24 protein-coding genes are annotated in these 25,343 nt (G+C 63.0%); 4 read left to right on the forward strand and 20 right to left on the reverse strand.

Annotated elements, in window-relative coordinates:
- Window positions 1-35 precede the first annotated feature (35 nt).
- The 8 genes from fabF to C5F53_RS03545 form a co-directional block, all read right to left on the reverse strand.
- Window positions 36-1,280 (reverse strand): beta-ketoacyl-ACP synthase II, encoded by a 1,245-nt coding sequence (fabF, locus tag C5F53_RS03510; protein ID WP_105259918.1) that lies wholly within the window; start codon window positions 1,278-1,280, stop codon window positions 36-38.
- Between the two features lie 96 nt (window positions 1,281-1,376).
- A complete protein-coding gene (gene acpP / locus C5F53_RS03515) occupies window positions 1,377-1,616 on the reverse strand; it encodes an acyl carrier protein (protein ID WP_094479684.1) in 240 nt (79 codons plus the stop codon).
- Between the two features lie 100 nt (window positions 1,617-1,716).
- Window positions 1,717-2,463 carry a 3-oxoacyl-ACP reductase FabG gene (gene fabG, locus C5F53_RS03520; RefSeq protein WP_105259919.1) on the reverse strand — a complete coding sequence of 249 codons (747 nt, stop codon included), beginning with the start codon at window positions 2,461-2,463 and terminating at the stop codon, window positions 1,717-1,719.
- On the reverse strand, window positions 2,460-3,410 hold the full coding sequence (gene fabD, locus C5F53_RS03525; RefSeq protein WP_105259920.1) for an ACP S-malonyltransferase: 951 nt from the start codon (window positions 3,408-3,410) through the stop codon (window positions 2,460-2,462). The genes fabG and fabD overlap by 4 nt, the downstream gene beginning before the upstream one ends.
- A 52-nt stretch (window positions 3,411-3,462) precedes the next feature.
- A complete protein-coding gene (locus tag C5F53_RS03530; RefSeq protein ID WP_105259921.1) occupies window positions 3,463-4,440 on the reverse strand; it encodes a beta-ketoacyl-ACP synthase III in 978 nt (325 codons plus the stop codon).
- Between the two features lie 27 nt (window positions 4,441-4,467).
- The gene (gene plsX / locus C5F53_RS03535; RefSeq protein WP_105259922.1) at window positions 4,468-5,493 is read right to left on the reverse strand and encodes a phosphate acyltransferase PlsX; all 1,026 of its coding nucleotides are present in this window, start codon (window positions 5,491-5,493) and stop codon (window positions 4,468-4,470) included.
- A 113-nt stretch (window positions 5,494-5,606) separates the two neighbouring features.
- Complete coding sequence (gene rpmF / locus C5F53_RS03540) at window positions 5,607-5,789, reverse strand: 50S ribosomal protein L32 (RefSeq protein ID WP_105259923.1); 183 nt, start codon at window positions 5,787-5,789, stop codon at window positions 5,607-5,609.
- A 110-nt stretch (window positions 5,790-5,899) separates the two neighbouring features.
- Window positions 5,900-6,448, reverse strand: a complete 549-nt coding sequence (locus tag C5F53_RS03545) for a DUF177 domain-containing protein (protein ID WP_236635192.1) — start codon at window positions 6,446-6,448, stop codon at window positions 5,900-5,902.
- Between the two features lie 27 nt (window positions 6,449-6,475).
- Between C5F53_RS03545 and C5F53_RS03550 the strand changes: the two genes are divergently transcribed.
- Together C5F53_RS03550 and C5F53_RS03555 are read left to right on the forward strand one after the other, a co-directional pair.
- A complete protein-coding gene (locus tag C5F53_RS03550; RefSeq protein WP_105259925.1) occupies window positions 6,476-7,078 on the forward strand; it encodes a Maf family nucleotide pyrophosphatase in 603 nt (200 codons plus the stop codon).
- Window positions 7,075-7,863 (forward strand): SAM-dependent methyltransferase, encoded by a 789-nt coding sequence (locus C5F53_RS03555; protein ID WP_105259926.1) that lies wholly within the window; start codon window positions 7,075-7,077, stop codon window positions 7,861-7,863. The genes C5F53_RS03550 and C5F53_RS03555 overlap by 4 nt, the downstream gene beginning before the upstream one ends.
- Window positions 7,864-7,901: 38 nt before the next feature.
- Here C5F53_RS03555 and C5F53_RS03560 read toward each other — a convergent pair whose 3' ends face one another.
- From C5F53_RS03560 to C5F53_RS03575, 4 genes are read right to left on the reverse strand one after another with little or no spacing between them, the layout of a single operon-like run.
- Entirely contained in the window at window positions 7,902-8,885 is a 984-nt protein-coding gene (locus tag C5F53_RS03560) for a S49 family peptidase (RefSeq protein ID WP_236635193.1), read from the reverse strand.
- Between the two features lie 46 nt (window positions 8,886-8,931).
- A complete protein-coding gene (locus C5F53_RS03565) occupies window positions 8,932-9,312 on the reverse strand; it encodes a Rieske 2Fe-2S domain-containing protein (RefSeq protein WP_105259928.1) in 381 nt (126 codons plus the stop codon).
- 10 nt (window positions 9,313-9,322) lie between these two features.
- A complete protein-coding gene (locus tag C5F53_RS03570; protein ID WP_105259929.1) occupies window positions 9,323-9,997 on the reverse strand; it encodes an HAD family hydrolase in 675 nt (224 codons plus the stop codon).
- 26 nt (window positions 9,998-10,023) lie between these two features.
- Window positions 10,024-11,106: an RluA family pseudouridine synthase gene (locus C5F53_RS03575; protein ID WP_146097284.1), complete on the reverse strand. Its 1,083-nt coding sequence runs from the start codon at window positions 11,104-11,106 to the stop codon at window positions 10,024-10,026.
- A 495-nt stretch (window positions 11,107-11,601) separates the two neighbouring features.
- Here C5F53_RS03575 and C5F53_RS03580 point away from each other — a divergent pair, with 495 nt between their 5' ends.
- Window positions 11,602-14,625, forward strand: a complete 3,024-nt coding sequence (locus C5F53_RS03580) for an Rne/Rng family ribonuclease (RefSeq protein WP_105259930.1) — start codon at window positions 11,602-11,604, stop codon at window positions 14,623-14,625.
- Window positions 14,626-14,675: 50 nt separating this feature from the next.
- Here C5F53_RS03580 and C5F53_RS03585 read toward each other — a convergent pair whose 3' ends face one another.
- The 5 genes from C5F53_RS03585 to hemC are packed head-to-tail and all read right to left on the reverse strand — an operon-like array spanning window position 14,676 to window position 19,835.
- Window positions 14,676-15,752: a GGDEF domain-containing protein gene (locus C5F53_RS03585; RefSeq protein ID WP_105259931.1), complete on the reverse strand. Its 1,077-nt coding sequence runs from the start codon at window positions 15,750-15,752 to the stop codon at window positions 14,676-14,678.
- Between the two features lie 32 nt (window positions 15,753-15,784).
- Window positions 15,785-17,062, reverse strand: coding sequence for a heme biosynthesis protein HemY (locus tag C5F53_RS03590; RefSeq protein WP_105259932.1), 1,278 nt, complete (start codon window positions 17,060-17,062; stop codon window positions 15,785-15,787).
- A gap of 1 nt (window position 17,063) precedes the next feature.
- Window positions 17,064-18,119, reverse strand: coding sequence for a uroporphyrinogen-III C-methyltransferase (locus C5F53_RS03595; protein WP_105259933.1), 1,056 nt, complete (start codon window positions 18,117-18,119; stop codon window positions 17,064-17,066).
- Window positions 18,116-18,910, reverse strand: coding sequence for a uroporphyrinogen-III synthase (locus C5F53_RS03600; protein WP_105259934.1), 795 nt, complete (start codon window positions 18,908-18,910; stop codon window positions 18,116-18,118). The genes C5F53_RS03595 and C5F53_RS03600 overlap by 4 nt, the downstream gene beginning before the upstream one ends.
- Window positions 18,911-18,914: 4 nt before the next feature.
- Window positions 18,915-19,835: a hydroxymethylbilane synthase gene (gene hemC / locus C5F53_RS03605; RefSeq protein ID WP_105259935.1), complete on the reverse strand. Its 921-nt coding sequence runs from the start codon at window positions 19,833-19,835 to the stop codon at window positions 18,915-18,917.
- 99 nt (window positions 19,836-19,934) lie between these two features.
- Here hemC and ppc point away from each other — a divergent pair, with 99 nt between their 5' ends.
- Window positions 19,935-22,757 (forward strand): phosphoenolpyruvate carboxylase, encoded by a 2,823-nt coding sequence (ppc, locus tag C5F53_RS03610; RefSeq protein ID WP_105259936.1) that lies wholly within the window; start codon window positions 19,935-19,937, stop codon window positions 22,755-22,757.
- 3 nt (window positions 22,758-22,760) lie between these two features.
- Here the strand turns inward: ppc and C5F53_RS03615 are convergent, their stop codons facing one another.
- The 3 genes from C5F53_RS03615 to C5F53_RS03625 are packed head-to-tail and all read right to left on the reverse strand — an operon-like array spanning window position 22,761 to window position 25,326.
- Window positions 22,761-23,531: an ABC transporter substrate-binding protein gene (locus C5F53_RS03615; protein ID WP_105259937.1), complete on the reverse strand. Its 771-nt coding sequence runs from the start codon at window positions 23,529-23,531 to the stop codon at window positions 22,761-22,763.
- Complete coding sequence (locus C5F53_RS03620; protein WP_236635194.1) at window positions 23,528-24,292, reverse strand: LytTR family DNA-binding domain-containing protein; 765 nt, start codon at window positions 24,290-24,292, stop codon at window positions 23,528-23,530. The genes C5F53_RS03615 and C5F53_RS03620 overlap by 4 nt, the downstream gene beginning before the upstream one ends.
- Window positions 24,289-25,326: a sensor histidine kinase gene (locus C5F53_RS03625; protein ID WP_105259938.1), complete on the reverse strand. Its 1,038-nt coding sequence runs from the start codon at window positions 25,324-25,326 to the stop codon at window positions 24,289-24,291. The genes C5F53_RS03620 and C5F53_RS03625 overlap by 4 nt, the downstream gene beginning before the upstream one ends.
- Window positions 25,327-25,343: the final 17 nt, after the last annotated feature.

Consider the following 25,343-nt stretch of genomic DNA (forward strand, 5'->3'; position numbering starts at 1 on the left):
GGCCGGTGCATCGTCCCTTGGGAAAATAGCGGGAATCAAATGCGTTTGAACACCAGCGTGCCGTTGGTTCCACCAAAGCCGAAGTTGTTCTTCACGGCCACATCGATCTTCATATCCCGTGCGGTGTTGGCACAGTAGTCCAGGTCGCACTCGGGGTCCTGGTTGAAGATGTTGATGGTGGGAGGACTCTTCTGGTGGTGAAGAGCCAGCACGGTGAACACTGACTCCAGGCCGCCCGCACCACCCAAAAGGTGACCGGTCATGGACTTGGTGGAGTTAACCACCATCTTCTTGGCGTGGTCACCCAGCGCAGCCTTGATCGCGTTAGTTTCGTTGATGTCGCCCAACGGGGTGGAGGTGCCGTGCGCGTTCAGGTAGTCCACCTGGTCCGGGTTGACACCGGCATTGCGCATGGCGCTCAGCATGGCGCGGCGTGGGCCGTCCATATTGGGGGCGGTCATGTGGCCGGCATCGGCACTCATGCCAAAACCTGCCAGCTCGGCGTAAATCTTGGCGCCACGCGCCTTGGCGTGTTCGTACTCTTCCAGCACCATCACACCACCGCCCTCGCCCAGCACAAAACCGTCGCGGTCTTTGTCCCAAGGGCGTGATGCGGTTGCAGGGTCATCGTTGCGGGTGGAGAGTGCGCGCATGGCGGCAAAGCCGCCAATGCCCAACGGAGACACCGTGGCTTCGGAGCCACCGGCAATCATCACGTCGGCGTCGCCGTACTCAATCATGCGGCCGGCTTCACCGATGCAGTGCAGGCCAGTGGTGCAGGCGGTCACGATGGCGATGTTTGGGCCCTTGAAGCCAAAACGCATGGACACATGGCCAGCCGTCATGTTGATGATGGAGGCCGGCACAAAAAATGGGGAAATGCGGCGCGGGCCGCGGTTGGTGTACTCGGCGTGGGTGTTCTCGATCATGGGCAAACCGCCAATACCGGAACCAATCACACAGCCGATGCGGGTGGATTCTTCTTCACCCAGTGCATCACCGGTCTTCAAACCACTGTCGTTCACGGCTTGCACCGCGGCGGCAATGCCGTAATGGATAAAGGTATCCATGGTGCGGGCTTCTTTGGAAGTCATATAAGACTCCAGATCGAAGTTGCGCACCTCACCGGCGATCTTGCAGGCAAAGGCCTCGGGATCGAATTTGGTAATCGTGGCGATGCCAGACTTGCCAGCCAGCACATTCGACCACGCCTCGGCTACCGTGTTACCCACGGGACTGATGCAACCTAAACCTGTAACAACGACGCGGCGACGGGACATAGAAATCTGAAATTCAGCAGTTCGTCAATGAAATACCGCCAGCAGCGGCAGCATGCGGAGATGCGGCAGCACCCACCAGGGTGCTGCCCAAGCCCATTAGGCCTTTTTGTGCGACGTGGCGTAGTCGATCGCGTTTTGCACGGTCGTGATCTTTTCCGCGTCTTCGTCCGGAATTTCGATGCCGAACTCATCTTCCAAAGCCATCACCAGTTCCACGGTGTCCAGGGAGTCGGCACCCAGATCAGCCACAAAGGCTTTTTCGTTGGTGACTTGAGACTCTTCAACGCCGAGTTGTTCGGCAATGATTTTTTTGACACGGACTTCGATATCGCTCATGGGTTCCCTCTAAGGGTTGTAAAAGAATCCGAGATTTTACCCGCCCTAGAGACTTGTCTCTAACCGGGCCGCCGCTCAGACATCGGCGGGGTTGAATCACTTACATGTACATGCCGCCGTTGACGTGCAGTTCCTGCCCCGTCACATAGCTGGCCTGGGGCGAGGCCAAGTAGGCCACCGCGTGCGCAATGTCGCTGGGTTTGCCCAGATGACCCAAGGGAATTTGGCCCAGCAAGGCTTTTTGCTGCTCTTCGCCCAGACCGGCGGTCATGTCGGTCTCAATGAAACCGGGGGCCACGCAGTTGACGGTGATGTTGCGCGAGCCCAGTTCACGCGCCAGTGCGCGGGTCATGCCCGCCACGCCGGCCTTGGCCGCGGCATAGTTGGCTTGGCCGGGATTGCCGGAGGCGCCCACCACCGAAGTGATGCTGATGATGCGGCCGTAGCGCTGTTTCATCATGGTACGCAGTACCGAGCGGCTCATGCGGAACACGCCCTTGAGGTTGGTGTCCAGCACGGCGTCCCAGTCGTCATCCTTCATGCGCATGGCCAGCGTGTCGCGGGTAATGCCGGCATTGTTCACCAACACGTGCAGGCCGCCCTGCTCCTTGGCAATGGCATCTACCAGCGCATCGCCGGCGGCACCGTCCGTCACATCCAGCGTGCGCCCGTCGCAACCGGGAAAGGCCGACAAGGCTTCGCGGATCTTGGCCGCGCCTGCGTCCGATGTGGCCGTGCCAATCACTTTCAGGCCTTTTCGGGCCAGTTCCAGCGCAATGGCCGCACCAATGCCGCGCGAGGCGCCGGTCACCAGGGCCACTTGGCCTTCAAATTTCACTTCACTCATGCCAATACTCCCTTGACGTCTTCCAGGCTGGCGAGGTCGAACAGTGCTGCGCCGGTCATGTCCGCATCGATGCGCTTGACCATACCGGCCAGCACCTTGCCGGGACCGCACTCTACCAAGGTGGTCAGACCGCGCGCCTTGATGGCCTGCACACACTCCACCCAGCGCACCGGGCCAAAGGCCTGGCGGTACAGCGCGTCGCGGATACGGTCGGCATCCACTTCCACCGCCACATCGATATTGTTGATAAGAGCCATCTGAGGCGCAGCGATCTCGATGTCTTCCAGGCGCGCCTTGAGCTTTTCGGCGGCCGGCTTCATCAAGCTGGAGTGGAATGGGGCCGACACGGGCAGCAGCAGCGCGCGCTTGGCGCCATTGGCCTTCAGGATTTCGCAGGCTTTGTCCACGGCGGCCTTGCTGCCGGCAATTACGGTTTGGGCCGCATCGTTGAAGTTCACAGCTTCCACCACTTCGGTGCTGTCGGGGCCGAAAGCCCCCGTCGCCTCTGCGCAACCAGCTATCACTTTCGCAGCATCCATACCCAAGATCGCCGCCATGGCGCCCACGCCCACGGGCACGGCTTCCTGCATGGCCTGGGCGCGCAGGCGCACCAGCGGCGCGGCTTGTGCCAGCGTCAGCGAACCGGCAGCCACCAAGGCGGAATACTCACCCAGCGAGTGGCCGGCCACAGCCTGCGGCGCCACGCCGGTCTCAGACATCCAGACGCGGTAAGCGGCCACACCGGCCACCAGCATCACGGGCTGGGTGTTGGTGGTCAGAGCCAGCGCTTCTTTGGGGCCTTCGTGGATCAGCTTGGCCACGTCTTCGCCCAGAGCGTCCGACGCTTCGCGCAGGGTCTCGGCCACCACGGGGTGGTCGCCCCAGGCGTCCAGCATGCCCACGGCTTGGGAGCCTTGGCCGGGAAATACAAATGCAAATGGTTTCATAGAAATTGGCAATGAAATAGGGGTCTAGCCCTTATGGAATCTGCGCGAGCAGCTACAAAGTCAGGAGCACGGCACCCCAGGTGAAGCCGCCGCCCACACCTTCAAGCATCAGCGTCTGGCCCGGCTTGACCTGGCCGGCACGCACCGCTGCGTCCAGCGCCAGCGGAATCGAGGCCGCTGAGGTGTTGCCATGCTGGTCCACCGTCACCACCACTTTATCCATAGGAAGTTTCAGTTTTTTGGCAGTGCTCTGCATGATTCGGATGTTGGCCTGGTGGGGAATCAGCCAGTCGATGTCGGCTTCGGTCTTGCCGGCTTTGGCCAGCGTGGCGCGGGCCGCACTTTCCAGGACGCCCACGGCCAGCTTAAAGACCGCCTGGCCATCCATCTTTAATAGAGGGTCGCCCAGAATGTGTCCGTTGGCCACATGGCCTGGCACACACAAAATGCCCACGTGTTTGCCGTCGGCATGCAGGTCGCTCGCCAGAATGCCGGGCGTCTCCGACGCTTCCAACACCACGGCGCCCGCACCGTCACCAAACAACACACAGGTAGTGCGATCCTGGAAATCCAGCAGGCGGGAGAACACCTCAGCGCCCACCACCAGCGCCTTGTTGGCGGCGCCGGTCTGGATCATGGCGTCGGCCACGGTAAGCGCGTAGACAAAACCACTGCACACGGCCTGCACATCAAATGCCGCGCCGCCGTTGGCGCCCAGCTTGTTCTGCAAGATACAAGCGGTGGATGGGAAGACCATGTCCGGGGTGGACGTGGCCACAATAATCAGGTCGATGTCTTTGGCTTCCAGGCCTGCGGCCTGCAGCGCGCCTTTGCAGGCTTCCACGGCCAGGTCGCTGCTGTAGACGCCGTCGTCCACAAAGTGGCGGGCGCGGATACCGGTGCGCTCCACGATCCACTCGTCCGAGGTTTCCACGCCGTTGGCGGCCAGTTGGGTTACCAGGTCGGCGTTGCTCAGGCGGCGGGGAGGCACATAACTGCCGGTGCCGGTGATTCGCGAATATCGTCTCATGGGTGGTATGGCGGGCACCCGTTCAGGCTACTGCGTTGCGTCAGACGCAGCCAGCAAAGGGGCTGCATGGGCAATGCGGACCTGAACGCGGTCCAGCAAGTTGTTTCGGGCTGCATCATACGCCCGGTTCAATGCGTTGCTGAAGGCCAGCACGTCAGCCGAGCCATGGCTCTTGAACACCAAGCCACGCAGACCCAACAAGGCCGCACCGTTGTACCGGCGGTGATCCACGCGATTTTTAAGGGCTGTTAACACCGTGTAGGCCGCAATAGCCGCCATTTTGGTGAAGATATTTTTGGAGAACTCGGCCTTTAGGAAGTTACCGATCATGGATGCCAGGCCTTCGCTGGTCTTGAGTGCCACGTTGCCGACAAAACCGTCACACACGACGATATCGGCCGTGCCCTTGAAAATGTCATTGCCTTCGACGTTGCCGACAAAGTTCAAATCGCCAGACTTGGCTGCATTTCGCAGCAGTTCACCCGCTTTTTTGATGACTTCGTTGCCTTTGATGACTTCTTCACCAATGTTAAGCAGCCCCACCGACGGTGATTCCTGGTTAGTCAGCACCGACACCAGCGCCGAGCCCATGACCGCGAACTGCAGCAGGTGCTCTGCCGTGCAGTCCACATTGGCGCCCAAGTCCAGCACCGTGGTGGCGCCGCCGGTCGCATTGGGAATTTGACCAGCGATGGCAGGACGCTCAATGCCGTCCATGGTTTTGAGGATGTAACGCGAGATGGCCATCAGAGCGCCAGTGTTACCGGCCGAGACGGCCGCCTGGGCGGCGCCGTCCTTCACCTGCTGGATGGCCACGCGCATGGAAGAGTCCTTCTTCTTGCGCAGAGCCACTTCCAGCGGGTCGTCCATGGTGACAACTTCAGTCACCGTGACCAAGGTAGCACGCGGGTGGGAAAAACCTTTCAGCGCCTCAGGCAAACCCACCAAAACCAGGGCGGCCTCGGGGTGCTGCTCCAGAAACTGGGTGCAGGCGGGCAAGGTGACCTGGGGACCGTGATCTCCCCCCATGCAATCGACGGCGACAGTAATCATGCGTGCATCATTCCAACGACAACGAAGTCAAACTTCCGAATATAGAGGCCATAAATGACAAAAGCCCGTCGCTACAGGCACTGTAGCTTCGGGCTTTTGGAGATTCAGGGGAATCAGGCTTCGGACTTGGTCTTCAGCACCTTGCGACCACGGTAGAAACCGGTGGGGCTGATGTGGTGACGCAGGTGGGTTTCACCGGTGGTGGACTCCACAGCGATACCGGGCACCACCAGAGCGTTGTGCGAACGGTGCATACCGCGCTTGGAAGGAGATTTTTTGTTTTGTTGAACGGCCATGGTCGGCTCCTGAGCAAAAGTGCTGCACAGGGTGTGGCAACACGGGTTAGGTTGGTAAAACGCGGCGGATTTGCGCGCGAAGCCTCGGATTATAGCCCAAAGAGGGCCTGTTAGTCAAGACCCTTGTCTTTGAGCTTTTGAAGCGCCGCAAACGGATTGGGCTTGTCCTCTGCCGTCGCATCAAAATCCGGGTCCACGGCCTCCAGCTTGACGGACTGGGGGCAGGTCTCGTGTTTGGGCACGGGGGGAATGGACATCAGCAGCTCATCCTCCACCAGATCCAGCACATTAAATTCGCGGCTCAGCACCAGCACATCCTCTTCCGATTCTTCGTCTTCGATCTCTGCCAGGGCCTCGGTGGCCACAAAACGGAAGTCGCGGGTGAACGCGATGCCCACATCCACCGGCGTGAGACAGCGCTGGCAGGTCATGGTCAGGGTGGTGTGCCCATTCAGATGCAACCAGGGTTCATCAACCCCGGCCGCGTCCGCACGGATGTCGCCCTGGGCGTCAAAATGCACGGCTACGGTATCCATCGCGCCTTGGGTTTCTTCACGCAGGCGCGGCATGTGGGCCAAAGGCACCTGGCCCTTCAACTGCCCTTCGCTCTTGGCGAAAGTCAGGATGTTCAGGCTGTTGGCTGAATATTCATATGTCATGGGCGCAGTGTAAGAGAATCGCCCCATATGCAAGACTCCGCCCCCCGAAAACTCGTTTTAGGCTCCACCTCGGCCTACCGCCGCGAACTGCTGCAGCGCCTGCGCGTGCCCTTTGCCGTGGCCGCACCCGATGTGGACGAAACCCCCCAACCCCATGAAACCCCACTCGCCCTGGCGCGCCGGCTGGCGCTGGCCAAGGCCCAGGCCGTGGCGCAGCAATACCCGGATGCTGTCGTCATTGGTTCGGACCAAGTGGCCGACCTGGACGGTGAACCTTTGGGCAAGCCCGGTACGCACGAACGCGCCGTCGCCCAACTGCAAAAGATGCGTGGCAAAACCGTGGTCTTCCAGACCGCGGTGGCCGTGGTCTGCCTGGCCAGCGGCTTTGTGCAGGAAGACGTGGCCCCGGTGCGGGTGGTGTTCCGCGACCTGAGCGATGCCGAGATTGAAAACTACCTGCGCGCCGAAACGCCCTATGACTGCGCGGGCAGCGCCAAGAGCGAGGGCCTGGGCATTGCCTTACTGGAATCCATTGACAACGACGACCCCAGCGCCCTGGTCGGCCTGCCGCTGATCCGCACCAGCCGCATGCTGCGTGCGGCTGGCATCGCGCTGCTGGGGCCGGTATGACACAGGCGCCAACTTCCGCCAAAGGCACGCTGTATTTGGTGCCCGCGCCGCTGGACTTTGGCTGCGCCACCCAAAGCCCGCTGGACCAGAGCATGCCCGCCCACACATTGGCCGTGGCCGCCAGCCTGCGGCACTGGATCTGTGAGAACGCCAAAAGCACACGTGCCTATTTGAAACGCGTAGACAGCAGCCACCCGTTGGGCGCGGCCCTGCAGGAACTGAACATTCAGGAACTTCCGCGCGAAGTGCATAAAAAAGGCGACCACTTGACTGGGGCAGCGGGTGGCTTTGATGCCACGCCGCTGCTGGCTGCAGCCCTGCAGGGCCACCACGTGGGCCTGGTCAGCGAAGCCGGCATGCCGGCTATCGCAGACCCGGGCTCATCCGTGGTACGCGCCGCGCACGACCTGGGCTTGCGCGTGGTGCCCTTGGTGGGGCCCGTGTCGCTGTTGCTGGCGCTGGCCGCCAGCGGGCTCAATGGGCAGAACTTTGCGTTTGTGGGTTATGTGCCAGCCGACCCGGCCGAGCGCAGCAAACGTATCCGCGAGCTGGAGTCACTGGCGCTGAAAACCGGGCAAACCCAGCTTTTTATCGAGACGCCCTACCGCAACACCGCGCTGCTGCAGGGCCTGCTGCAAACCCTGCAACACAACACCCGGCTGGCCACTTCCAGCGGGCTCACGCTGGACACAGCCAGCACCCACAGCAACCTAGTGAAACAGTGGAAGCAGAGTGGCTGGTCGCTGGACAACGCCACGCCCACGGTGTTTGCGATCGGCCGTTAGGCAGCGCCCCGCGCAAACAGAGGAGCCCGGGGAGTTATTTAGTGAATGGCTGGCAAGGAACGCAGTGCGCGCACCGCGCCATCACCAATCGACGCACCAAAACGTTTGACCAGGCGCTCGGCCACGTTGTCCTTGCGGGTGTAGTCGATGATGTCCTCGGCCTTCACCACCTCACGCGCCACGTAGTCCAGGTTGCCCAACTGGTCGGCCAGGCCCAGCTCAATGGCTTGCTGGCCGGTCCAGAACAGGCCACTAAACATCTCGGGGGTTTCTTTCAGGCGTGCGCCCCGGCCGTCTTTGACCACAGCAATGAACTGCTGGTGGATCTGGTTCAACATGGCCTGGGCGAAGGCGCGCTGCTTCTCAGTCTGCGGGCTGAAGGGGTCTAAAAACCCCTTGTTTTCACCGGCAGTCATCAGGCGGCGCTCCACACCCAGCTTGTCCATCAGGCCGGTAAAGCCAAAGCCGTCCATCAGCACGCCAATGCTGCCCACAATACTGGCCTTGTCTACAAAAATCTGGTCGGCGGCCGCGGCAATGTAGTACGCCGCCGAGGCACAGGTTTCTTCCACCACGGCATACACGGGTTTGTTGTACTGGGCCTTGAGGCGTTTGATCTCGTCATTGATGATGCCGGCCTGCACCGGGCTACCGCCGGGGGAATTGATCAGCAACACCACCGCCTTGGCGCCATCGTCTTCGAAAGCGCTGCGCATGGCCGCCACCACAAATTCGGCACTGGCGTCGGCACCCGCGGCAATCTCGCCCTGGATGGAAACCACCGCCGTGTGCGGCATGCTGACATCGGTGGTGGTGCCCCCTTGCTGCAGGCCGAGCCACAGCAGGGCCGACAGGAACACCAGCCACGCAATGCGGATGGCATTGCGCCAGCGCCGTGCGGCGCGCTGCTCCACCAGCGTCGCCATGGCCAGCTTCTCCAGCGTGGCCCGCTCCCAGCCAGGAGCCGAGTTTGCTACGTTATTGATAGCTGCTTGCGCATAATCGGTATGCTCTGGAGGCATATTGGAGCCAGAACCGGGCGGTGGAGGAAACGAAGATTCGGACATATCAGAAAGCGACAGGTTGTAAGTTGTGGGCAGTATGCCAGTGCACGACACCATCCACTTCCGTGAGGGCAATGGAGACCAGGCCGCCACGGCAAGGGCCGGCGCGGCATTGGCCGGTTTGTGGGCTGTACATGGCGCCGTGGGTGGCGCATATCAACCAGTGGCCGGTCATGTCAAAAAACCGGTTGGGCTGGTAGTCCATTTCCATGGGCACGTGGGAGCAGCGGTTCAGGTAGGCGTAGACCTTGTCGGCATACCGGATGGCAAATCCGTAGCAGGTCTGGCCGCAATAAACCACATCAAACGGCACAGCGTCACCGCTGTTGACCAAATCAGCGCTGTTGCACAGCGCAATCGCCACACCTGCGGGTCCCAATGTCATGGCAACTCCCTCAGGCGTGGGCCAGCAGCCAGGTGTGCAGCTCGGCCACCGAATGCGCCACATGCCGCGGTTGCAGTGGCGCAAAGGCTGTGTGCTCGTGCGCGCCGTAGCTCACGCCCACACTCGCACAGCCCGCATTCAGGGCCAGTTGCAGATCATGGGTGGTGTCGCCAATCATGAGCACCCGCTCGGGCGGCACGCCAAACTCGGCCATCAGCTCCTGCAGCATCAGCGGGTGTGGTTTGCCGGCGGTCTCGTCGGCAGTGCGCGAGCCGTCAAACACGCCGCGCAGCTCCACCGCCTGCAAGGCCTCGTTGAGCCCCGAGCGGCTTTTGCCAGTAGCCACGGTCAGCAAATGGCCTGCGGCCTTGAGCGCGTCTAGCATGGGCAACACGCCGTCAAACAGGCTGATGTCGTTCTGGTGCAGCACATAGTGGTGTTTGTAACGCGCACCCAGCAGCGGGTATTTCTCCTTAGGTACATCGGGTGCAGCGTGGGCCAGCGCCTGCATCAGGCCCAGGCCTATCACATAGGCGGCGTCTTTGTCGCTGGGCACGGTGCCGCCCACATCGGCCACCGCGGCCTGGATACAGCGGGTGATGATGGCCGTGGAATCAAACAGGGTTCCATCCCAGTCAAAGGCGATCAGGTCAAACTGGCGGGTGCGGGTGGGGTTGGAAGACATGGGTAAGCGTTGGTTTCAAAGAGGGATCAGGTCGCTGCCGGTACGGCAACATGTAGGAAATCGGCCAACTCGGGCGGCAGTTCGGCAAACAGTTCGACCTTTTTGTCGGTGAGCGGGTGCTTGCACTGGAAACGCCAGGCGTGCAAAAACATGCGCTTGAGGGGTGCCGGAGCGACGCCCCGCGCCAATTCCTTGTTCAGGTCAAAGTCGCCGTACTTGTCGTCGCCGGCAATTGGCATGCCTTCGGACGCCAAATGCACACGAATCTGGTGCGTGCGCCCGGTTTTGATGGTCACTTCCAGCAGCGAGTAGCCGCGCTGGCCTGTGGCATCGGCGACCGCCGGCACACCAGAGGTGGCCCGGACCTTGACCAAGGACAGCGAGGGCATGGCGTCGGGGTGGTCCTTCTCGACCACCTTCACACGGCGCTCCCCCGCATCCGCACCACCATCCTTGCTGGCCAGCAGGTACTTGTGCAGGGATTTGTCCAACACCTTCTTATTAGTGGGCCACTGCCCCACCACCAAGGCCAGGTAGGTTTTGCCGGTTTCACGTTCGCGGAACTGGTCCTGCAAATTTTTGAGGGCGCTGCGCTTTTTGGCGATCAGCAAAATGCCACTGGTTTCCCGGTCCAGGCGGTGCACCAGCTCCAAAAACGTGGCCTGGGGTCGCGCCATGCGCAACTGCTCAATCACCCCAAAACTCACACCCGACCCCCCATGCACGGCCACGCCGGCGGGTTTGTCGATCACCAAAAAATGGTCATCTTCGAACAGCACCGGGAAGGTTTTGGCCGGCGTGCGGCTGGCCGCCTGCGCCACCACCTGCTCTGCCATGGCCTGAGCTTTTTGCTCCACCCGTTCGGACATGCGCACTGGCGGCACCCGCACCACGTCCCCCACCGCGACCCGGGTGTCGGCGCTGGCGCGGCCCTTGTTCACGCGCACCTCGCCATTGCGGATGATGCGGTAGACATGGGTTTTGGGCACACCCTTGAGCTCGCGCATCAGGAAGTTGTCCAGGCGCTGGCCGGCGCTGTCTTCGTCCACCGTCACCGATTTGACTTGCGGCAGGGCTGGGGCTGGATTGCCCCCTATAATGTGTTTCACTAGCGTCGCGCCGTAAGTGGTTGATTTGTCTGGAGTTTAGTCCACACCCCACAAACCGTTGCGCTGGAAGGTCGATGCCGCCACGCTGTCTTGTTTGCAAATCACACGCCACCTGCCTGTGATGGCCCGCAAACAGTATGGCCAAGCCGACGAATTGAAACCCTGAAACGGAATACCCCAAATTCGCAAACCCACGGTTTGCGAATGGAATGAAACGAGATGTTTGTGTTGTTAAGCCTGATGACCATGTGCCTGCGGAGCGTTTACGCCCCGTTGGGTGGCACATATCGGCCTGCAGCCCCGGTACAACCTGCGCAACGAGCTATCCTTTTGATAGCAAGTTCACAAACGCACCCCCTCGTCCCCATCCCTGCGCCTACGCTTCGTCACCTCGTGTGACCTGAAGTTCTCCGGCAATTCCACCTCACTTCAATTCGTCAGTCCGGCACCGTACGCCCATTCCGGGCATGTGCTTATTGAAGAAGGATGCAATCCATGAAACGGATGCTGATCAACGCCACGCAGGCTGAAGAACGCCGCCTGGCCATTGTCGACGGACAAAAACTCCTCGACTACGAAATCGAAATCGAAGGGCGCGAACAGCGCAAGGGCAATATCTACAAGGCCGTCGTCACCCGCGTCGAACCATCGCTGGAAGCCTGCTTTGTGGACTACGGCGAAGACCGCCACGGCTTCCTGCCCTTCAAGGAAATCTCCAAAACCTACTTCCAGCAAGGCGTTTCCGCCGGTAACGCCCGCATCCAGGATGCGATCCGCGAAGGCCAGGAACTGCTGGTGCAAGTGGAAAAAGAAGAGCGTGGCAACAAGGGCGCTGCCCTGACCACCTTTGTGTCGCTCGCCGGCCGCTACGTGGTCCTGATGCCCAACAACCCCCGTGGCGGTGGCGTTTCGCGCCGCATCGAGGGTGATGACCGTGCAGAACTCAAAGAAAACATGGACCAGTTGGAATACCCCAACGGCATGTCCATCATCGCGCGCACCGCCGGCATTGGCCGCAGCGCGCCCGAGTTGCAGTGGGACCTGAACTACCTCTTGAAGCTGTGGACCGCGATTGACGGCGCCGCCAAGGGTGGCAAGGGTGCCTACCTGATTTACCAAGAGTCGTCCCTGGTAATCCGCGCGATCCGCGATTACTTCAACCACGACATCGGCGACATCCTGATCGACACCGACGACGTGTACGAACAGGCCCAGCAGTTCATGGCCCACGTGATGCCAGAGCACGCAGCCCGCGTGAAGCGCTACCGTGACGACGCCCCGCTGTTCAGCCGCTTCCAGATCGAACACCAGATCGAATCCGCCTACGCCCGCACGGTGCAACTGCCTTCCGGCGGCGCCATCGTGATCGACCACACCGAAGCCCTGGTGTCCGTAGACGTCAACTCGGCCCGCGCCATCAAGGGCGGCGACATCGAAGAAACCGCGACCCGCACCAACCTGGAAGCCGCTGACGAAGTGGCGCGCCAGATGCGCCTGCGTGACTTGGGTGGCCTGATCGTGATCGACTTTATCGACATGGAAGAGTCCCGCAACCGCCGCGAAGTGGAAAACCGCTTGCGCGACGCGCTGCGCCAGGACCGCGCCCGCGTGCAGTTCGGCACCATCTCCAAGTTCGGCCTGATGGAAATGAGCCGCCAGCGCCTGCGCCCGGCCCTTTCGGAAGGTGCATCCATTCCTTGCCCCCGTTGCGGCGGCTCCGGCCACATCCGCGATACCGAATCCAGCGCTTTGCAGATTCTGCGCATCATCCAGGAAGAGTCGCTCAAGGACAACACGGCATCGGTCATGTGCCAGGTGCCCGTCGATGTGGCCTCGTTCCTGCTGAACGAAAAGCGTACCGAAATCGCCAAAATCGAACTCAAGCAGCGCATCAACGTGCTGATGGTGCCCAACAAGACGCTGGAAACGCCCAACTACAAGCTCGAACGCCTGAAACACGACGACCCGCGCCTGGACCACATCGAAGCCAGCTACAAGATGGCCGATGACATAGAAGAAGCCACCGGCGTGACCCGCCGTTCGCAAGAGCCCACCAACAAACAAACTCCCGTGATCAAGGGCGTGTTGCCCGACGCACCCGCCCCCATCGCGCCGCCCAAGCCCGAAGTGGCCAAACCCCAGGCTGCAGCGCCTGCGGCAAAGCCCGTGGCAGCAGCGCCTGCACCTGCCAGCAAAGGTTTCTTTGGTTGGATCAAGGGCCTGCTGGGCATGGAAGAAGCCGCACCGGTGGCCAAGCCCGCACCTGCGACTGCCAAGACCGACGACAAACGCGAAGGCCGTGACGGCCGGGGCCGCGATGGCAGCCGCAACGGTGGCCGTGGTGAGCGCAACGACCGTGGTGGCGAGCGTGGCGAAGGCCGCAACAGCCGTGGTGGCCGCAATGAGCCCCGCGCCGACGGCCGTGGCCCGCGCGACGAAAACCGGGGTGAAGCCCGCCCCGAAGGTGGTGCAGAGCGTGGTGAACGCGGTGGCCGCAATGGCCGCAACCGTGGTGAGCGTGGCGAACGCCAAGGCGGCGCCCAGCGCAACGAACGCATGGACGCTGGCGCTGCCGTAGCAGGCCAGGATGTCCAGGTGTCTGCAGGCGCCGACAACGGCAACGCCCCACGTGGCGAAGGCCGCGGTGAACCCCGCCAGGACCGTGCCCCGCGTGGTGAAGGCCGTGGCCGCAACCGTGGCGAAGGCCGTGGCCCGCGCGAAGAAAACACAGAGCGCAACACCGAGCAACGCCAGGACACACGCCACGAGGAAACCACAGACGCACGCCCCGAAGGCGCCGCGGACGTGAATACCGAAGCCCGTGGAGACGGTCGTGAAGGCCGTGGCCGTGGACGCAATCGCAATGGCCGCCGCGACGAACGTGGCCCCCGTCAGGACGACGGCAACCGCGCTGACGCAGAACCCCAATCTGCACTCGCCTTTGCCGACACGGCCCCGACAGCCCAGGCCGATGTGAACCAAATCGATGGCGAAACTGCCGCCCAGGCCGAAGGCCGCAATGCTGGCGATGGCCAGCGCCGCTCACGCGACCGTTATGGCCGTGACCGTGGCAATCGCCAGGAACGTGGTGAACAAGCTGCAGCCCCGCAGCACACCGAAGAAGCGCCACAAGCCGCTGCTGCGTCCGTCAGCATGGAGCCAGTGCAGCCTATCGTGGCAGCAGCCCCAGCACCGGTTGCCCCTGTGGTGGCCGTGGTTGCGCCTGTCGCTGCACCCGCCCCTGTGGCCACCGGCAGCATGCCCAAGGTCGAAGGTTATGCCCTGCCTACTGCATCCTTGCAGCAAGTCGCCCAAGGTTCGGGCCTGCAGTGGGTGAATTCGGATGCCGCCAAGATTGCCGCCGTGCAAGCGGCGATTGCCGCCGAGCCCAAGCCCGTGCATGTGCCCCGCGAGCGCCCGGCCCCTGTGGTGGTGGACGCTGGCCCGCTGGTGCTGGTGGAAACCCGGCGCGACTTGCGCAACATGAGCCTGCCGTTTGAAGAGAACAACGCGGGTTAAATAAAAAGGGGCACCACGGTGCCCCTTTTTTTGGCCTGTCGGCAGCTGGTTTAAAACAGGTCCACAGCACCTATCTTCAGCGCATCGCCAAAGAAGCCCTTGCGCACCAGCTCCGCATGGCTGAACACCTTGTTGCGGCCGTTGTGCTGCGCATAGTCCACCGCGCGCTCGGCATGCTCCAGCGCCGTACTCGGTGAGTCATCGGGCGTGATGCGGGTGAAGCCGGCGCAAATGGTGACGCGCCCCACCTGCGGAAAGTTAAATTTCTCGATATTGGCCCGAAAGCGCTCAAACGCAGCCAGCACCAGAGCCTCGTCAGGGCAGTGCATGAGCACAGCAAACTGCTCGCCACCCAGGCGGTACAGCCGGTCGTAGGTGCGAAAGGTGTTGTTCATGATGCGCGCCACCAAGAGCAGCACCTCTTCGGCAATCAGGTGGCCGTTTTTGTCATTGAGCAAGCCAAAGTTGTCGATGCTGATGGTGCCCATCCAGTAGTTGGGCGGCACCCGGTGGCGGCGCTCCTGGCCAGGCGCCACAGCCGCCTTCAAAGCCTCCGACTGCGGCTCGGGCCCCTCGCCCAGCTCATCGAGCACGGCACTGTAGAACGTGTCATCCAGGGACTTGCGGTTGAGCAAGCCGGTGAGTGCATCGCGGTCGCTGTAAGCCAGCAGGTGGTACATATTGCGAAACACATGCTGGACCTGGGCCAGGGTTTGCAACTGCTCCTGCGTCAGCGGGGATGCAGAGTGAATCTCCAACGCCCCTTCATCGTCGTTGAGAGTCTCAGCAAACAGTGGAAAGTAGGTGATGCGGGGCCCGTCTTCGCCGGCCCAGGCGATCTCGATGCGCTCGCGGTTTTGCAGAGCTCGCAGGCGATCGCGGTTGTCGTCCAACAAAGGTAATTTCTGAAAGTCCACGCGGAGCGGGTCCACCACCTTGCCGCCGCCCTTGGCGTCCAGTGTGGCCACTTCCAGCCAGCGCTTGATGCCTTCTTCACTCACCACCCGCGCGACGATGACGCGCTGGATGGGCACCAGGTCAATCAATGCCTTGGACAGGGTGAGCTCCAACAGGTCGCGGTCGCGGTGGTCTGTGAGCTTGATCAGGTGGTCGATGAGTGTGGCCATGGGGCGGATAATAGCCCCGAAAGTTCAGCACGTCACGCTTTGGAGGCTTCCTTGTAGGCCTGTGCGGCGGCGGCCGTATCCTGCCTGTGTTCGGCCAGTTCGGCCAGGGCGCGCCAGGCGTCTCGCTTGAGGTCCGCATCCTTGAGCATGGTCAAGGATTGGCGCAGCATCTGCTGGGCTTTGCCCCACAACTCCAGCCGCGCGCACATCACCCCGGCCAGGTACTGCAGCAAGGGGTCACCCGGGTTGGCCAACTGCAGCGACTCGATGCGCTGCAGCCACGGCGCATCGGGCGTGCCGGTGGCCTGGGCAAAACCTTTTTCCAGCACGCGCACCACACGCACGCGCAGCGCCGGGCTCAATGCATCCAGGCGTTCGCCCATGGCCATCCACAGCGGCAGCACCCACTGGCGTGACAGGGCCACATCGCCGCCCAGTTGCAGACAACGCTCTGCGGCTTCTAGCGCCACCTCGGGCATGTGTTTTTCTGCCGTCTCCAATGCCTCCCAAGCGCGTTGCAACTGCATGGGGTCATGGGCCGAGCGCAGGATTTCAAGTGCCAGCCCGCGGGCAATACCGGCACCCGCCACTTCCGAGAACGCCCGGTGTTTGGTGAGCAGGCGCACCGCATCCAATGCCGCACGCGCCTGGCCAGCCAGGCGCGCCGCCTTGAGGCGCAAACGCAGGGCAATAGTGCGGCGGGCTGTGCCTTGGGGCAATTGGTCCAACCACTCCAGCGACAAAGAGGCGTCACGGTCCTCAAACGACCAACGTGCTGCGCGCATCAGCACACCATCGCGACCATCCTGCGCGTCGCGCGGCCGGGTCAGCTCCAGTGCGCTCTGAAAATGTTGCTCACGGCGGCTGCGGTCTTGCAGCGCATGGGCACTTTCGGCAGCAATCAGGTGGGACATGGTGCGCAGGCGCACGCCGTGTACCGTGTGTTCTTCGCTGCTGCGCAGCGACTCTTCGAGCGTGACCACCAGCTCGGCCGCCTTGCGGGCCCGCACAAAACGCCCGGCCACCAGGTTGGACAGAGAGTCCAGCAGCGCCTCGTGCATGGCGCGCTCTTTGTAGAGCAGGCGCCAGCGCTTGGCCTGCACCGGAATGTGCAGCAGGCCCGAGAGTGCGCGCAAAGCCAGGTGCAGGGTCACAAACACCAGGGCCAGCAGCACCAGCACCAGGTTGAGTGACAGGTCCACACGGTACGGTGGCCAGTACAGGGTCACCGTGCCCTGGTTGTTACCGGCAAACAAGGCGGTGGCCACCGCCACCGCAAACAGGGCAAGAAGCCAAAGTGCGGCCCGCATCTCAGCGCCCCGCTGCGGCCGTGGTCAGCGCCGCCAGGGTGTCATCCACGCGCGGCAGCTCCAGCGCACGCATTTGGCCCTGCAGTTGCAGCAACAAGGCCTGCGCGGCCTGCGTCTTGCGCGAAGACACATCAAAGTAACGCGCCATGGCCGCGGAGGCGGCAGCCAGATCCGAACGCGCCGAATCGTTGTGCCGTGTGAGCAGGCCCAGGCGGGCGTTCAGCAATTTGAGTTTGAGGTTCTCGCGTAAAAAGAAGGACTGCTCGGGCGTGAGCAACACGGCATCCGGGTTGTCGATGCGGCTCACGCGCACCAGGCTTTGCAGCTCGGCATGCACCACCGCAATCGCACGGTTCCACCAGCCGGCCATGGATTCGGCTTCCTTGCGCTTGAGGCTCTCGGCCGGCCGTGCAACGGCAACGGCGTTGGCAATGGGCAGCTCGTCAGTGACCTGCACCAGCTCGTCCAGCTTGACCAGCAAGGCGGGCAAATCGGCCAATGCCGTGGCCTTGATGCGCGCCACATCTTTGGCAATGGCGCGCTGCACCGGGGTCAGGCGCGGCTGTGCCGCACGGGCCACGCGCAGTTCGGCAGTTTTGAGGGCGGCCAACAGGGGCTCAGCACTGCCGGTGAGTTGGGCCTGTTGCTGGGCCAGGCGCACAGCGGATTCAATGTCCACCACCAGGTTTTCGTCGCGCGAGCGGGACAGGCTTTGCATCAGCTCTTCGAGCTGGCTGCGCTGCAAGGACACTTCGCTCAGCCGCGCCTCGGTCATGGCGAGTTTGGCTGCGGTTTCAATGGCCAGCTCCTGCGCCTGGCGGGCCATGGCCCGCGCTTCGTTGGCCTGGGAGCCAGTGTCGGCGCTCTGGCGCGCCAACTGCTCCTGGATGGTGCTGAGTTTTTGCCACAACAAGGCGCTGCCCAGCAGGCCAACCACCGCCACCACGGCCACACCACGCAACCAGCGGCGCGACGACTTTACCGTGGGCAGCAAGGCTGCAGGCGGTGCCTGTTCCGCAGTGGATGTTTCGGGTGGGGCGGCAGACGCGTCGTTCATTGCAGCGATTCTATCGACGCCATCAGCGCCGGCAGCGCTGGGCGTGACTCGCGCACCACACCAAAGCCCGCCTCACGCGCGGCCTTGCCAATACGTGGATGGGTAACAACAGCACGGGCGCCCTGCCACAGCTGCGCGGGGCATTGGGCCTGCAAGTTGGCAATCGCTTCCGAACTGCTGAACAGCCACACCGTGCCATCGCTGGCCGCAATCTGCGCCTGGGCCTGCTGCTGGGGGTCGAGTTGGGGTTGCTGACGCTGGTAAGCCACCACAAAATCCACCTGGGCCCCGGCCGCCGTGGCCTGCTTGGCAAACCAATCGCGCCCCACCCCCTCGTCACCGGCCGCACCATCCACCGTGGTGCCCCGCACAATCAGCAGCCGGAAACCCGGACGCATCTGGCCGCGCACCACATGCCATAGAGCCTCCGAGTCAAACAGCCCAGCGGTATGGTCGGGGGAGTCGATGCACGAGGCCTCAGCGCCCACACGCAGCAAGGCGGAATAGCTGCCTGGGCCGGTCACATACGCTCTACTTTTGATAGCTGCCTGCGCAGTAAATACGAGGGTTTCAACCGGTTTTAATGCAAAAAAGTGGTCCACGGCATTGCGACTGACAAACATCGCGGCGTCCCACTGCGCGATCTGCTGCCAGGCCTCATGCACCGCTTGCGGCTGGGCGGCTGGCAGCACCTTGATCAAAGGCAGACTCAAGGCCTGGTAACCCGCACTCTGCAGGGTGCTGACCCACTTCTGGGCTTCGCCTTCGGGACGGGTAACGATCACACGCATGGCATCAGACTCCTGCTTGCGGCAAAGCCCGTACACCGGCCTGCAACTGCAGGGCGACCTGTTCGCCCAAGGCGGTGGCATCAGCCAGGCTGTGTACGGAGCCTTGCGTCTGGGCGGTCACCAGCGGGTACCTTCCCTCGGCATCGCCCCAGGCGGCGCGGATGTGCAGCTGCGTGCCCTCAAGCGTGGCGTAAGCCGCCAGCGGCATGGAACAGCTACCACCCATCATGCGGCTTACCGCGCGCTCGGCGGCCACGGCCAGCCAAGTGGGTTGGTGGGCCAGGTGCTGCAGCGCGTCGCGCACATCGTCGCGGCCCGTGCGCACTTCAATGCCCAAGGCCCCCTGCCCGGCCGCCGGCAGCATCTGCTCCACTGCAAAGGTGCTGCGGATGCGGGAGGCCAGCCCCAAGCGCTTGAGTCCGGCGGCGGCCAACACGATGCCGTCGTACAGGCCTTCATCGAGTTTGCGCAAACGGGTGTCCAGGTTGCCGCGCAAGGGCTCAATCTTCAGGTCAGGCCGCATGGCGCGCAGCAGCGCCACGCGGCGCAAGCTCGACGTGCCCACCACCGCGCCTTGCGGCAGATCCAGCACACTCGCATAACGGGTAGACACCCAGGCGTCACGCGGGTCCTCACGCTCCATCACGCAGGCCAGCTCAAAACCCGCGGGCAACTCCATCGGAACGTCTTTGAGCGAATGCACAGCAAGGTCGGCGCGGCCTTCTTCCAAGGCCACTTCCAGCTCTTTGACAAACAGGCCCTTACCGCCCACTTTGCTGAGCGAGCGGTCCAGGATTTGATCGCCCTTGGTCGTCATACCCAACAGGGTGACGGCGGCGCCTTGCTGCTCCAGCAAGGCCTTGACGTGTTCTGCTTGCCAAAGGGCCAGCCGGCTCTCGCGTGTGGCGATCGTAAAATGGGGCAAAGTCGTAACCTGCTAGTAATCGGTGGAATGCCTTCGATGCTAGCATGGGCGCGATCCTTGCTTCATTCGAAGCCCCCTCTCCCACCTCCATCCAGACCCATGAAAAAAGCACCTGCCGCAGAGACGGCCAAGCGCAGCAAAGACAACGAGCGTCCCTTGGTTGAAGACATCCGCCTTTTAGGGCGAATTTTGGGTGATGTGATTCGGGAGCAAGAGGGCGTAGAGGCCTACGAACTGATCGAACAGATCCGCACGCTGTCGGTGGCGTTTCGACGCGATGCCGACCACGAAGCCGACAAGGCACTGAAGAAACTACTCAAGGGCCTCTCGGGCGACCAGACCGTGAGCGTGATCCGCGCCTTCACTTACTTTTCGCACCTGGCCAACCTGGCCGAAGACCGCCACCATATCCGTCGCCGTGCCATCCACGAACGTGCCGGCGACACGCAAGAAGGCAGCATCGAGGTCGCCATGTCGCGCCTGCGCTGGGCCGGCATCGCACCCAAGACCATCTCGCAGACGCTGGCGCAAAGTTTTGTGTCGCCCGTGCTCACCGCCCACCCCACCGAAGTGCAACGCAAGAGCATTCTGGATGCTGAGCGCGACATCGCCCAGCTGCTGACCACGCGTGATGAAATCAAGCTGCGCGCCGTCTCGGTGGACAGCAAAAAAGACGCGCTGACGCCCAAGGAACTGGCAGCCAACGAAGCCCAGATGCGCGCCCGCGTGATGCAGCTCTGGCAGACCCGCCTGCTGCGCTTCAGCAAGCTCACCGTGGCCGACGAGATTGAGAACGCGCTGAGTTATTACGAGTCCACCTTCCTGCGCGAGATTCCCAAGCTCTACGCCGACCTGGAAGACATGCTGGGCACCCAGCCGGTGCACAGCTTTTTGCGCATGGGCCAGTGGATTGGCGGCGACCGCGACGGCAACCCCAACGTCAGCGCCCAGACCCTGGAATACGCGCTGCGCCGCCAGGCCGAAGTGGCCCTGCGCCACTACCTGACCGAGGTGCACTACCTGGGTGGCGAGTTGTCCATCTCTGCCATGCTGGCCGACTGCACTCCCGAGATGCAGGCCCTGGCCGAACGCTCGCCTGACCAAAACGAACACCGCAAAGACGAACCCTACCGCCGCGCCCTGACCGGCATGTACGCCCGCCTGGCCGCCACCCTGAAAAGCCTGACCGGCACCGAGGCCGCACGCCACGCCGTCGCGCCACAAAACCCCTACCTGCAGGCGCAGGACTTGGTGGCCGACCTGCGCACCATCGCCGCTTCGCTCAAGGCCCACCACGGCGGCGCCCTGATCAAACAACGCCTGCACCCGCTGATCCGCGCAGTGGACGTGTTCGGCTTTCACCTGGCCACAGTGGACTTGCGCCAAAGCTCGGACAAACACGAAGAAGTGGTAGCCGAACTGCTGGCCACGGCCCGCGTGGAAGCCAACTACAGCGCACTGGACGAAGCCGCCAAACGCACACTGTTGCTGGGCTTGCTGAACGACGCCCGCCCCCTGCGCGTGCACGGTGTCGAGTACTCGGCCCACGCCCAGGGCGAGCTGGCCATCTTTGCTGCCGCCAAGGTCATGCGTGAACGTTTTGGCCATGAAGCCATCCGCCACTACATCATCAGCCACACCGAAACCGTGAGCGACTTGCTCGAAGTGCTGCTACTGCAAAAAGAAGTGGGCCTGATGCGCGGCACGCTGGACGCACAGGCCACGGCCGACCTGATCGTGGTGCCGCTGTTTGAAACCATTGAAGACCTGCGCAACGCCGCGCCCATCATGCGGGAGTTCTACGCCCTGCCTGGCGTGGCCGAGCTGGTCAAACGCAGTGGCTCCGAGCAGGACATCATGCTGGGCTACTCCGACTCCAACAAGGACGGCGGCATCTTCACCAGCAACTGGGAGCTGTACCGCGCCGAGATCGCATTGGTGGAGCTGTTCGACGTGCTGGCCGCCCAACACAAGATCCAGCTGCGCATGTTCCACGGCCGTGGCGGCACGGTGGGGCGTGGCGGCGGCCCCAGCTACCAAGCCATTCTGGCCCAGCCCCCCGGCACCGTACGCGGCCAGATCCGCCTGACCGAACAGGGCGAAGTGATTGGCTCCAAATACGCCAACCCCGAAATTGGCCGACGCAACCTGGAAACCCTGGTCGCTGCCACGCTAGAAGCCACCCTGCTGCAGCCCACCAAATCGGCCACCAAGGCCTTCCTGGAAGCCGCCGCCGAGCTCTCGCAAAACAGCATGTCGGCCTACCGCGCGCTGGTGTACGAAACTCCCGGTTTCACCGAGTACTTTTTCAGCTCTACCCCGATCCGCGAGATTGCCGAGCTCAACATCGGCTCACGCCCTGCCTCTCGCAAGGCCTCGCAGAAGATCGAAGACCTGCGCGCGATTCCCTGGGGCTTCAGCTGGGGCCAGTGCCGCCTGACACTGCCAGGCTGGTTCGGCTTTGGTTCTGCGGTGCAGAAGTTCATCAGCAACGGCACTGCGGCCGAGCAGAAAGAGCGTTTGGCGCTGCTGCAGAAGATGTACAAGCAATGGCCCTTCTTCGGCACCCTGCTATCCAACATGGACATGGTGATGGCCAAGAGCGACCTGGCCCTGGCCTCACGTTATGCCGAGCTGGTGGGCGATGCGCGCCTGCGCAAGAAGATCTTCACGGCCATCGAGGCCGAATGGCACGCCACCGCGCAAGCGCTGGCCACCATCACCGGTGAAAAGAACCGCCTGGCCAACAACGCGGCCTTGCAGCGCTCCATCCGCCACCGCTTCCCCTACATCGACCCTTTGCACCACCTGCAGGTGGAACTGGTGCGCCGCTACCGCGAAGGCAAGGCCGACGAACGCGTGCAGCGTGGTATCCACATCTCCATCAACGGGATTGCCGCCGGACTGCGCAACACGGGGTAATTTTCAGCGCCAACGGGCTTCAATACGGGCGTATTCGCCCGATTGGCGCACCCGCTCCAGGCCCGCGTCAAAGCGGGCAATCAAGGCCTCCAGGCCCGGCATGCGTTTTGTAAACGAGATGTACAGCAAAGGCTCCACCAGCACCCCACGCTGGGTGAAGCCCTTGGCCAGCTCCGGGTGCACGGATGCAATCTGCTGCGCCACCCGGTCAAACACCAGCGCATAGTCCACCCGCCCGGCCACCAGCTTGCGCAGGGATATCAGATCGGACGGCGCTACGTCGCGCTGCATACGCGCGTCGTTGTCAAAGGCCTCCCCGTAGTCGTAGCCATTGGTCACGCCAATGCGAAACCCCAGCAGACCCGCAGCATCCACGGGGCGCGTGTTGGGCGCATTGCTGCGCCCGTAAATGGCGATGCGCGCCTTGAACAGAGGCCGTTTGTGCCACAGGTAGCGGGCTTCGGTGCGGGCGTCGCGCAGGGTGTCAAAGCAGCCAGCCAGCGTGCCGTTGTCCACCTCTTTCATGCAACGGGCATAGGGCAGTGGCACCAGTTCCAGCTCGATCCCGGCTGCGGCCCAGGCCGCACGTGCCAAGTCCACCGCAAAACCCACGGGCTTGCCCTCCACCACATACGAGTAAGGGCGCCAATCGTCCTCGGCGCCAATACGAATGCGCTCCGCTGCCGCACTACCGGCCCCAGCCACACCAGCCGCCCAGCAAAAGAGGACAACTCGGGCCACCTGCCACCAGTGGGGGCGCTGGGCAGGCTTCATTGGGCAATCAGGCTGCGCACTGCGGCCAGTTGGCGGCGCGAGACCGACAGCAGCTCATCGACCCCCTGCAAGCGCACCGCCCAACCTTCGCCCTCTTCGGCGTCGTAATGTTTCTCCAGCGCACGGATGGCCCAGCGCGCCACGATGGCGTTGCGGTGGATGCGCAGGTAATGCTCGGCGTATTTGGCCTCCAGGTCGTTAAGGGCCCCGTCCAGGATGTAGCTGCGCGCCGCAGTGCGCACCGTGATGTATTTCAGCTCGGCCTTGAAATACAGCACCTGCTGCAGCGGCACGCGCTCGGTCCGGTGGCGCTCCTGGATGACCAGCACCTCTTCTGAAGCAAAAACGCCCCCCAGCCCTGATGGAACATGCGCAAGCCGCTCTGCTTTTTGTAGCGCTGTTTGCAGCCGCTCCAGCCGCACGGGTTTGGTCAGGTAGTCGGCGGCCTCCAGGTCAAAGGCCTGCAAGGCGTGTTCGGCATGTGCGGTGACAAACACCACCACGGGCGGCTGCGGCAGGGTTTTGAGGGTTTGCGCCAGCGTCAGGCCATCGGCACCGGGCATGTGGATGTCCAGAAACACCACATCCAGGCGGCGCCCGCGCAACAGTTCCAGGGCCTGGCCGGCGTTGGCGGCTTCGGCCACCACCTCGGCACCGGGGTTGTGGCAGTCGCCCAGCAGGGTGCGCAGGCGCGAACGGGCCAGGGCCTCGTCGTCCACCACCATCACCTGCAGGCGACGCATAGGGGCAATTGCAGTCATGCGGGGAACTCCATGCGAACCTGGTACACGCCGTCTTTCAAGCCACAGCGAAACTGGGCCTGCACATCGTGCAGCAGGGCCAGGCGATCTTGCACATTGCGCAGGGCCAGGCCATGGCCCTCAGAACCCTGCCCGGCGGGCACCGTGTTGGTTACCTTCACCACCACGGAGGAGCCCCGGCGCTGGGTGGAAATGCGGATGGCCGCGCCGGTGGCACTGGGCTCCACCCCATGGCGCACCGCGTTTTCCACCAGCGGCTGCAGCAACAGCGGGGGCAGCTTGGCCTGTTCGGCTTCGGGGTCCAGCGCCCATTGCACATCCAGGCGCTCGCCAAAACGCACCTGCTCGATGGCCAGGTAACGCTGGGCCAGCGCAATCTCGTCGGCCAGGGTCACGGCCGTTCCCTGGTCCATCAGCGCATGGCGAAACAGATCACTCAGGTCTTCCAGCAGCGCCTCGGCCTTGGCCGGCTCGGCGCGCACCAGTGCAATGGCGCTGTTGAGGGTGTTGAACAAAAAGTGCGGGCGGATGCGCGACTGCAGCTCGGCCAGGCGCGCCGCCGTGTCAGCCGGGGTGCGCCCCTTGGCACGCATCACCAGCGCCGCTACCAAAATAGACGAGAGCAAAGCCCCGCTGCTGGCGCTGCCCACCCAGGGCGCATCGGGCAGCAGCCCCGAAATGGCGAGCAGTCCACAGCCATACAGCCCCGCCACCGCGCCCAAACCAATGGCGACCGAATACTGTGCCGCAGGTTTGAGGCGCGCCAACCAGCGCTTGGCCATGCAGGCCGAGAGCAGCCAGGCCAGCGTGGCCGGTAGAGCTCCGCCGGTGACGAGCGAGAAGCGCAGCACCCAGCTCCACAGCGTGGTGGACGCGAACATGGCCGCCACCGCCACCCCCAGCTCCACAAACAACACCGCCCGCAGCACCACACCCATTTGGCAGGCGTCGAACACCAGGGCCGGGGCCTTGGCGTCCGTCGGCTGCGCTGGGGCCAGCTCCTGGAACGTCGATAATATTTGGGTGTCGTTCATGTTCACCGGATTTTGAC

The sequence above is a fragment of the Rhodoferax sp. TS-BS-61-7 genome, from assembly GCF_002943465.1.
Classification (GTDB): Bacteria; Pseudomonadota; Gammaproteobacteria; order Burkholderiales; family Burkholderiaceae_C; genus Allorhodoferax.

Coding starts and splice junctions, on each gene's coding strand:
- C5F53_RS03570 (WP_105259929.1), bottom strand. CDS start 9,997: ATGTCTTCCAACCCCACCCGCACCCGCCAGTTTGACCTGATCGCCTTT.
- acpP (WP_094479684.1), bottom strand. CDS start 1,616: ATGAGCGATATCGAAGTCCGTGTCAAAAAAATCATTGCCGAACAACTC.
- C5F53_RS03560 (WP_236635193.1), bottom strand. CDS start 8,885: ATGCCTCCAGAGCATACCGATTATGCGCAAGCAGCTATCAATAACGTA.
- C5F53_RS03545 (WP_236635192.1), bottom strand. CDS start 6,448: ATGACATATGAATATTCAGCCAACAGCCTGAACATCCTGACTTTCGCC.
- C5F53_RS03555 (WP_105259926.1), top strand. CDS start 7,075: ATGACACAGGCGCCAACTTCCGCCAAAGGCACGCTGTATTTGGTGCCC.
- C5F53_RS03565 (WP_105259928.1), bottom strand. CDS start 9,312: ATGACATTGGGACCCGCAGGTGTGGCGATTGCGCTGTGCAACAGCGCT.
- C5F53_RS03590 (WP_105259932.1), bottom strand. CDS start 17,062: ATGCGGGCCGCACTTTGGCTTCTTGCCCTGTTTGCGGTGGCGGTGGCC.
- ppc (WP_105259936.1), top strand. CDS start 19,935: ATGAAAAAAGCACCTGCCGCAGAGACGGCCAAGCGCAGCAAAGACAAC.
- C5F53_RS03595 (WP_105259933.1), bottom strand. CDS start 18,119: ATGAACGACGCGTCTGCCGCCCCACCCGAAACATCCACTGCGGAACAG.
- C5F53_RS03620 (WP_236635194.1), bottom strand. CDS start 24,292: ATGACTGCAATTGCCCCTATGCGTCGCCTGCAGGTGATGGTGGTGGAC.
- C5F53_RS03530 (WP_105259921.1), bottom strand. CDS start 4,440: ATGAGACGATATTCGCGAATCACCGGCACCGGCAGTTATGTGCCTCCC.
- fabD (WP_105259920.1), bottom strand. CDS start 3,410: ATGAAACCATTTGCATTTGTATTTCCCGGCCAAGGCTCCCAAGCCGTG.
- C5F53_RS03625 (WP_105259938.1), bottom strand. CDS start 25,326: ATGAACGACACCCAAATATTATCGACGTTCCAGGAGCTGGCCCCAGCG.
- rpmF (WP_105259923.1), bottom strand. CDS start 5,789: ATGGCCGTTCAACAAAACAAAAAATCTCCTTCCAAGCGCGGTATGCAC.
- plsX (WP_105259922.1), bottom strand. CDS start 5,493: ATGATTACTGTCGCCGTCGATTGCATGGGGGGAGATCACGGTCCCCAG.
- C5F53_RS03550 (WP_105259925.1), top strand. CDS start 6,476: ATGCAAGACTCCGCCCCCCGAAAACTCGTTTTAGGCTCCACCTCGGCC.
- C5F53_RS03600 (WP_105259934.1), bottom strand. CDS start 18,910: ATGCGTGTGATCGTTACCCGTCCCGAAGGCGAAGCCCAGAAGTGGGTC.
- fabF (WP_105259918.1), bottom strand. CDS start 1,280: ATGTCCCGTCGCCGCGTCGTTGTTACAGGTTTAGGTTGCATCAGTCCC.
- C5F53_RS03615 (WP_105259937.1), bottom strand. CDS start 23,531: ATGAAGCCTGCCCAGCGCCCCCACTGGTGGCAGGTGGCCCGAGTTGTC.
- fabG (WP_105259919.1), bottom strand. CDS start 2,463: ATGAGTGAAGTGAAATTTGAAGGCCAAGTGGCCCTGGTGACCGGCGCC.
- C5F53_RS03580 (WP_105259930.1), top strand. CDS start 11,602: ATGAAACGGATGCTGATCAACGCCACGCAGGCTGAAGAACGCCGCCTG.
- C5F53_RS03585 (WP_105259931.1), bottom strand. CDS start 15,752: ATGGCCACACTCATCGACCACCTGATCAAGCTCACAGACCACCGCGAC.